Here is a 5,363-nt window from a genome sequence, read left to right as displayed (position 1 = left end):
CCCCGCCCCGGGGGGGGGGGGGGGAGGGGGGCTTGGGGGGGGGGGGGGGGCCGCCCGGGGGCGGGGGGGGGGCCCCCCCCCCGGGGGCGGGGCCCCCCCCCGGGCGCCGCGGCTCGGGCCGGGACCGGGACGACGGCAGGTCGGGGCGCCGCGGGGCCACGACACGGGCCCGGCCGGGGCCGGCGCGCGGGCCGCGGACACGTCGCGGGGCGGGCGTCCTTGCGCCTCTCGGGGTGCCGGGACGACGCGAGCGGGAACGATGATCTTTGCCTCTACCGCCACACGGAGACCCCGTGCTAGGCTCGCCGCAAGTTGCAGTTTGGTTTCCCTTGCAGTACAGAGCCTGCGGAGCATGTGACCCCGCAGGCTTTTGTAGTTTTCAGACTTCTTTGCAGGTTCTGGAGCAGGGCAACCCTTTGGCCCAAGGAGGGCTTATGGCTACCGGAACCGTCAAGTGGTTCAACGCTGAAAAGGGCTTCGGCTTCATCGCCCAGGACGGCGGCGGCCCGGATGTCTTCGTCCACTACTCCGCGATCAACGCGTCTGGTTTCCGCTCTCTTGAGGAGAACCAGCTCGTGAACTTCGACGTCACCCAGGGCCCCAAGGGCCCGCAGGCGGAGAACGTCACCCCGGCCTGAGTGCCGCGGGTCGGCGATCGCGCACGACTTGAATGAGAGCAGTACCCAAGGGGCCCCACCCCGCCGTCTCGGCGGCGGGACGGGGCCCCTGCATTTTTTCCGGGCCGCGGCGCGGGGCCACCCGGAGCACGGGGCCCCCAGGAGCACGGGCCCGCGCGGGCCCGGGTCCGCGCGGGCCGGGGCCGGAGTTCATGTAAGCGCGGGGCCACCGTTCGTGTACGCCCCGGGACCTTTCGTGTACGCCCCGGGACCTACCGTTCGTACATCTTCGCTATCTCGTCCGCGAAGTCCCGGGTGATCTCGTCCCTGCGCAGCTTGCGCGAGGGCGTGAGATGGCCGTTCCTCTCCGTGAAGTCCGTCGTCAGAACGAGGAAGCGGCGGATCGACTCCGCGCGGGACACCAGCCGGTTCACCTCGTCGACGGCGCGCTGCAACACGACCCGCAGATCCTCCTCCTCGGCCTCCGGCCCCGTCGGCGCCGCCCGTTTCCTGCGCATCTCCCGCCAGTGCGCGAGCCCGTCCGGGTCCAGGGTGAGCAGTGCCGTGATGTAAGGACGGTTGTCGCCGGTCACCATGCACTGGCTGATCAGCGGATGCGCGCGCAGCCAGTCCTCGAGCGGCGCGGGCGCGACGGACTTGCCTCCGGTGGTGATGATCACGTCCTTCTTGCGGCCGGTGATCGTGAGGTAGCCCTCGTCGTCCAGGGCGCCGAGGTCGCCGGTGGCGAACCAGCCGTCCCGGTCGTGCTCGGGGACCGGAACGCCCCGCTCCGCGTCCCAGTAGCCGGCGAAGACGTGACCGCCGCGCAGCAGGATCTCGCCGTCGTCGGCGATACGCACCGCAGTGCCGGGGATGGGCCAGCCGACGGTGCCCATGCGCGGGCGCCGCGGGGGTGTACAGGTGGCGGCGGCCGTGGTCTCCGTCAGGCCGTACCCCTCGAAGATCTCCACGCCGACGCCCGCGTAGAACGAGGCGAGCCTGCGGCCCAGGGGCGAGCCGCCGCAGATCGCGTACTTCACCCGGCCGCCGAGCGCGGTCCTGATCCGGCGGTGCACCAGCGGGTCGTAGAGGGCGCGGGTGGTGCGCAGCAGGGCGGACGGGCCTGGCCCGGTGCCGTGCTCCGCGGCCTCCAGCGCCTCCCCGTAGCGGCGGGCGACGCGTGCGGCGCGGTCGAAGGACGAGGCGCGGCCCATCCGTTCGGCCTTGGCGCGGGCGGTGTTGTAGACCTTCTCCAGGACGTACGGGATGGCCAGCAGGAACGTGGGCCGGAACGCCGCGAGGTCGGACAGGAGCGCCTCGGTCTCCACGGAGGGCGCGTGCCCGAGCCGTACCCGCGCGCGCAGGCAGGCGATCGAGACCATCCGGCCGAAGATGTGGCTGAGCGGCAGGAACAGCAGGATCGACGCGGGCTCCTTGCTGTCGGCCATGAACAGCGGATACAGCAGGGAGATCGCGTTGTCGACCTCGGCGAAGAAGTTGCCGTGCGTGAGCGCGCAGCCCTTGGGGCGTCCCGTGGTGCCCGAGGTGTAGCTGAGGGTGGCGAGGCTGTCGGGGGTGAGCGCGCCTCGGCGCTCGGCGAGCACGTCGGGGCCGACGCCCGCCCCCGCCTCGCGCAGCCGGTCGAGGCCGCCGTCGTGCAGTTCCCACAGGTGGGTGAGCTGGGACAGTTGCCTGCGCTCCTGCCGTACGAGGGCGGCCTGCGCCGCGTCCTGGACGACGCAGGCGATGGCGCCGGAGTCCTGGAGTATCCAGCGGGTCTGGAACGCGGACGACGTCGGGTAGACCGGCACCGTCACCAGGCCCGCCGCCCAGGCGGCGAAGTCGAGCACCGTCCACGCGTAGGACGTACGGGCCATGATCGCGATCCGGTCGCCCGGCATCAGCCCCTCGGCGACCAGCCCGCGGGCGAGCGTCCCGACGTCCTCCGCGAACGCGGCGGCGGTCATGTCCTGCCAGCTGCCGTCGGGCAGCTTCCTGCTGATCACGACGGCGTCGGGAGCGCGGCGGACGTTCTCGTACGGGATGTCGGCGAGCGAGCCGCCGCGGGGGGCCGGTACCAACGGCGGTACGGACGCCTCCCGGACGGCACCGCCGGACCTGACGACATCGGGCATGACCATCGCGGGCGCCTCAAGGGGCAGCGGCGACGGGGAAATCCCGGTTGCGTCGGTGGACACGGGCGGCTCCCTGGAGGTGTACGGCGCTCCAGAGGAGCGCTCAGCCCGACCTTAAACGGAACCCGCTGCGTACGAACACCGGGGCGTGGCAGCCGTGTTCACCCGCGGCGGCGTCCGGGGCCCGACGGGTCAGGGTGCCGGCGCCCGGTGGCGGGCCCCGGGGGTCCAGCGGGCGCCGGTGAGGAGTCCCCCGAGGCCGGTCCAGGCGAAGTTCATCAGCGCCGACGTCGCCTCGCGCGCGCTCGCGCCCTCCGTGGTGTTGGCCCAGGCGGCCAGTTCCTCCGCCGCGCCGACCAGCGCGTGCGCGAGCGCGCCGAGGTCGCGGTCCGTGAAGTCCGGGGCGGGCGCGGGCCCGTGATCCGCGCCGTCGGGACCGGTCCGGTCGGCTTCTTCCTTCCGGGCATCGTCTCCCTTCCGGGCATCGGGGCCGGTGGCGTACGCCTCGCGCGCCGCGGTCCCGATCAGGCCGGTGACGTACGCGACGAGGCGAGCGCGCACCCGGTGCGCCTCGGTCGCGAAGGGTTCGCCGTGGGTGTGGGCCTGGCGGTGCAGTACGGTCCAGCTCTCGGGGTGGCCCGTGGTGTGCTCGAAGAACGCCGTCAGCCCGGACCGCAGTTGTTCCTCCGCCGGGAGATCCGGGTCGACGGCCGCCCGCAGCGCCGTCATCAGCGCCTCGGCCTCGCGCCGTATGCACGCCGCGAACAGGTCTTCCTTGGAGTGCAGATAGAGGTAGACGAGCGGCTTGGAGACACCGGCCGCCTCGGCTATCCCGTCCATCGAGGCGGCCTGGTAGCCGTATCGGCCGAAGACGCGGACGGCCGCGTCCATCATCTGCCGCTCGCGTACCGCGCGCGGCATGCGTCTCGCTCGGCCCGCGCCGCCGCCGGCACCATCCGTTCCGCCGGCACCGTCCGTCCCGCCGGCACCGTCCGTCCCGCCGGCACCGTCCGTTGCGCCGATACCACCGGCACCGCCGCCACCGCCCGCGCTCTCCACGCCCACCGCCCCGGTTCCTCCGCCCCGCCGTCCGCGGGGCGGGATGTGGAGGGCAAGGTTACGGGCCTCTCCCCGGCCCCTTGCGGGGAGGGAGAGGCCCGGGGGCCCAGCGGTGCCGACGACCGCGGAAGGTGATTGACGGGGCGTCACGCCACTGCGGACAGCTCCTTCTCGCGGGCGGGCTCGGGCGCCGTCTCCTCCACCGGGGACGCGGTCGCCGCGTCGTAGGCCTCGCGGTCGAGGATGTTCTCCCGGGAGGCGACGATGATCGGCGCGACGATCTGGCCCGCCACATTGGTGGCCGTGCGCATCATGTCGAGGATGGGGTCGATGGCCAGCAGCAGGCCGACACCCTCCAGGGGCAGGCCGAGTGTCGACAGGGTCAGCGTCAGCATGATCGTCGCGCCGGTGAGTCCGGCCGTGGCGGCGGAGCCGATCACGGAGACGAAGGCGATCAGCACGTAGTCCTGCACGCCGAGGTGGACGTCGAAGATCTGTGCCACGAAGATCGCCGCGATCGCCGGGTAGATCGACGCGCAGCCGTCCATCTTGGTGGTGGAGCCGAATGGGACGGCGAAGGAGGTGTACGTCTTCGGAACGCCGAGGCGCTCGGCGGACTTCTGCGTCACCGGCATCGTGCCGACCGAGGAGCGCGACACGAACGCCAGCTGGATCGCGGGCCAGGCGCCCTTGAAGAACTGGATCGGGTTGACCTTGGCGACCGTGGAGAGCAGCAGCGGGTAGACGCCGAACAGCACCAGCGCGCAGCCCACGTACACGTCCGCGGTGAAGGTGGCGTACTTGCCGATGAGGTCCCAGCCGTAGTCGGCGATGGCGTAGCCGATCAGGCCGATGGTGCCGAGCGGGGCGAGCTTGATGACCCACCACAGGGCCTTCTGGAGCAGTTCGAGCACGACCTCGCTGAGCTGGAGTACGGGCTTGGCGCGCTCGCCGACCTTCAGTACGGCGATGCCGGCGACGGCCGCCATGAACACGATCTGGAGGACGTTCAGCTCGCTGAAGGGCGTGATGATGTCCGTCGGGATGATGCCGGTGAGGAAGTCGATCCAGGAGCCCGAGTGCTCGGGCAGCTTGCCGTCCTTCGGCGTGAGGTCGGTGCCGGACCCGGGGTTGGTGATCAGTCCGATCGCGATGCCGATGGCGACCGCTATCAGCGACATGATCATGAACCACAGCAGGGTGCGGGTCGCCAGCCTGGCCGCGTTGTTGACCTTGCGGAGGTTGGTGATCGACACCAGGATCGCGAAGAAGACGAGCGGTCCGACGGCCAGCTTCAGCAGCTGGACGAAGAGGCTGCCGACCTTGTCGAGCGTGGTGGTCAGCCAGCTGATGTCCTGGCTGCGGGCGAGCCAGCCGAGCAGCGCCCCGAGGACGAGACCGGCGACGATCTGCGCCCAGAACGGGATCTTGGGCAGCGACCGGTTACGGGGTCCTGCCGGATCGGTGGTGCCGGCTGCGGTGTTCGCGGACACGAACGCACTCCTGACGTGGCGTGATGGGCGTGGTGGGCGTGGGGGAGCGGCACGCGGGC

General features: G+C 71.9%; 4 protein-coding genes. 1 reads left to right on the top strand and 3 read right to left on the bottom strand.

What is annotated here, in order from left to right; all coding sequences use genetic code 11:
• Window positions 1-434: 434 nt before the first annotated feature.
• Window positions 435-638 carry a cold-shock protein gene (locus LCE31_RS31135; RefSeq protein WP_008738468.1) on the top strand — a complete coding sequence of 68 codons (204 nt, stop codon included), beginning with the start codon at window positions 435-437 and terminating at the stop codon, window positions 636-638.
• A gap of 251 nt (window positions 639-889) precedes the next feature.
• On the opposite strand, the gene LCE31_RS31130 is transcribed toward LCE31_RS31135, so the two are convergent.
• From LCE31_RS31130 to LCE31_RS31120, 3 genes are all read right to left on the bottom strand, one after another.
• Window positions 890-2,758, bottom strand: coding sequence for an AMP-dependent synthetase/ligase (locus LCE31_RS31130; RefSeq protein ID WP_225020310.1), 1,869 nt, complete (start codon window positions 2,756-2,758; stop codon window positions 890-892).
• 186 nt (window positions 2,759-2,944) lie between these two features.
• Complete coding sequence (locus tag LCE31_RS31125; RefSeq protein WP_225020287.1) at window positions 2,945-3,673, bottom strand: TetR/AcrR family transcriptional regulator; 729 nt, start codon at window positions 3,671-3,673, stop codon at window positions 2,945-2,947.
• A 284-nt stretch (window positions 3,674-3,957) separates the two neighbouring features.
• Entirely contained in the window at window positions 3,958-5,304 is a 1,347-nt protein-coding gene (locus tag LCE31_RS31120; RefSeq protein ID WP_225020285.1) for a dicarboxylate/amino acid:cation symporter, read from the bottom strand.
• Window positions 5,305-5,363: the final 59 nt, after the last annotated feature.

Source organism: Streptomyces sp. 8L (assembly GCF_020176795.1).
Taxonomy (GTDB): Bacteria; Actinomycetota; Actinomycetes; order Streptomycetales; family Streptomycetaceae; genus Streptomyces.
This window is presented reverse-complemented; position numbering and strand designations above follow the sequence as displayed.

Excerpts from the sequence above, each read along its gene's own strand:
- LCE31_RS31135 (WP_008738468.1), top strand. The coding sequence starts at position 435 with ATGGCTACCGGAACCGTCAAGTGGTTCAACGCTGAAAAGGGCTTCGGC.
- LCE31_RS31130 (WP_225020310.1), bottom strand. The coding sequence starts at position 2,758 with ATGGTCATGCCCGATGTCGTCAGGTCCGGCGGTGCCGTCCGGGAGGCG.
- LCE31_RS31125 (WP_225020287.1), bottom strand. The coding sequence starts at position 3,673 with ATGCCGCGCGCGGTACGCGAGCGGCAGATGATGGACGCGGCCGTCCGC.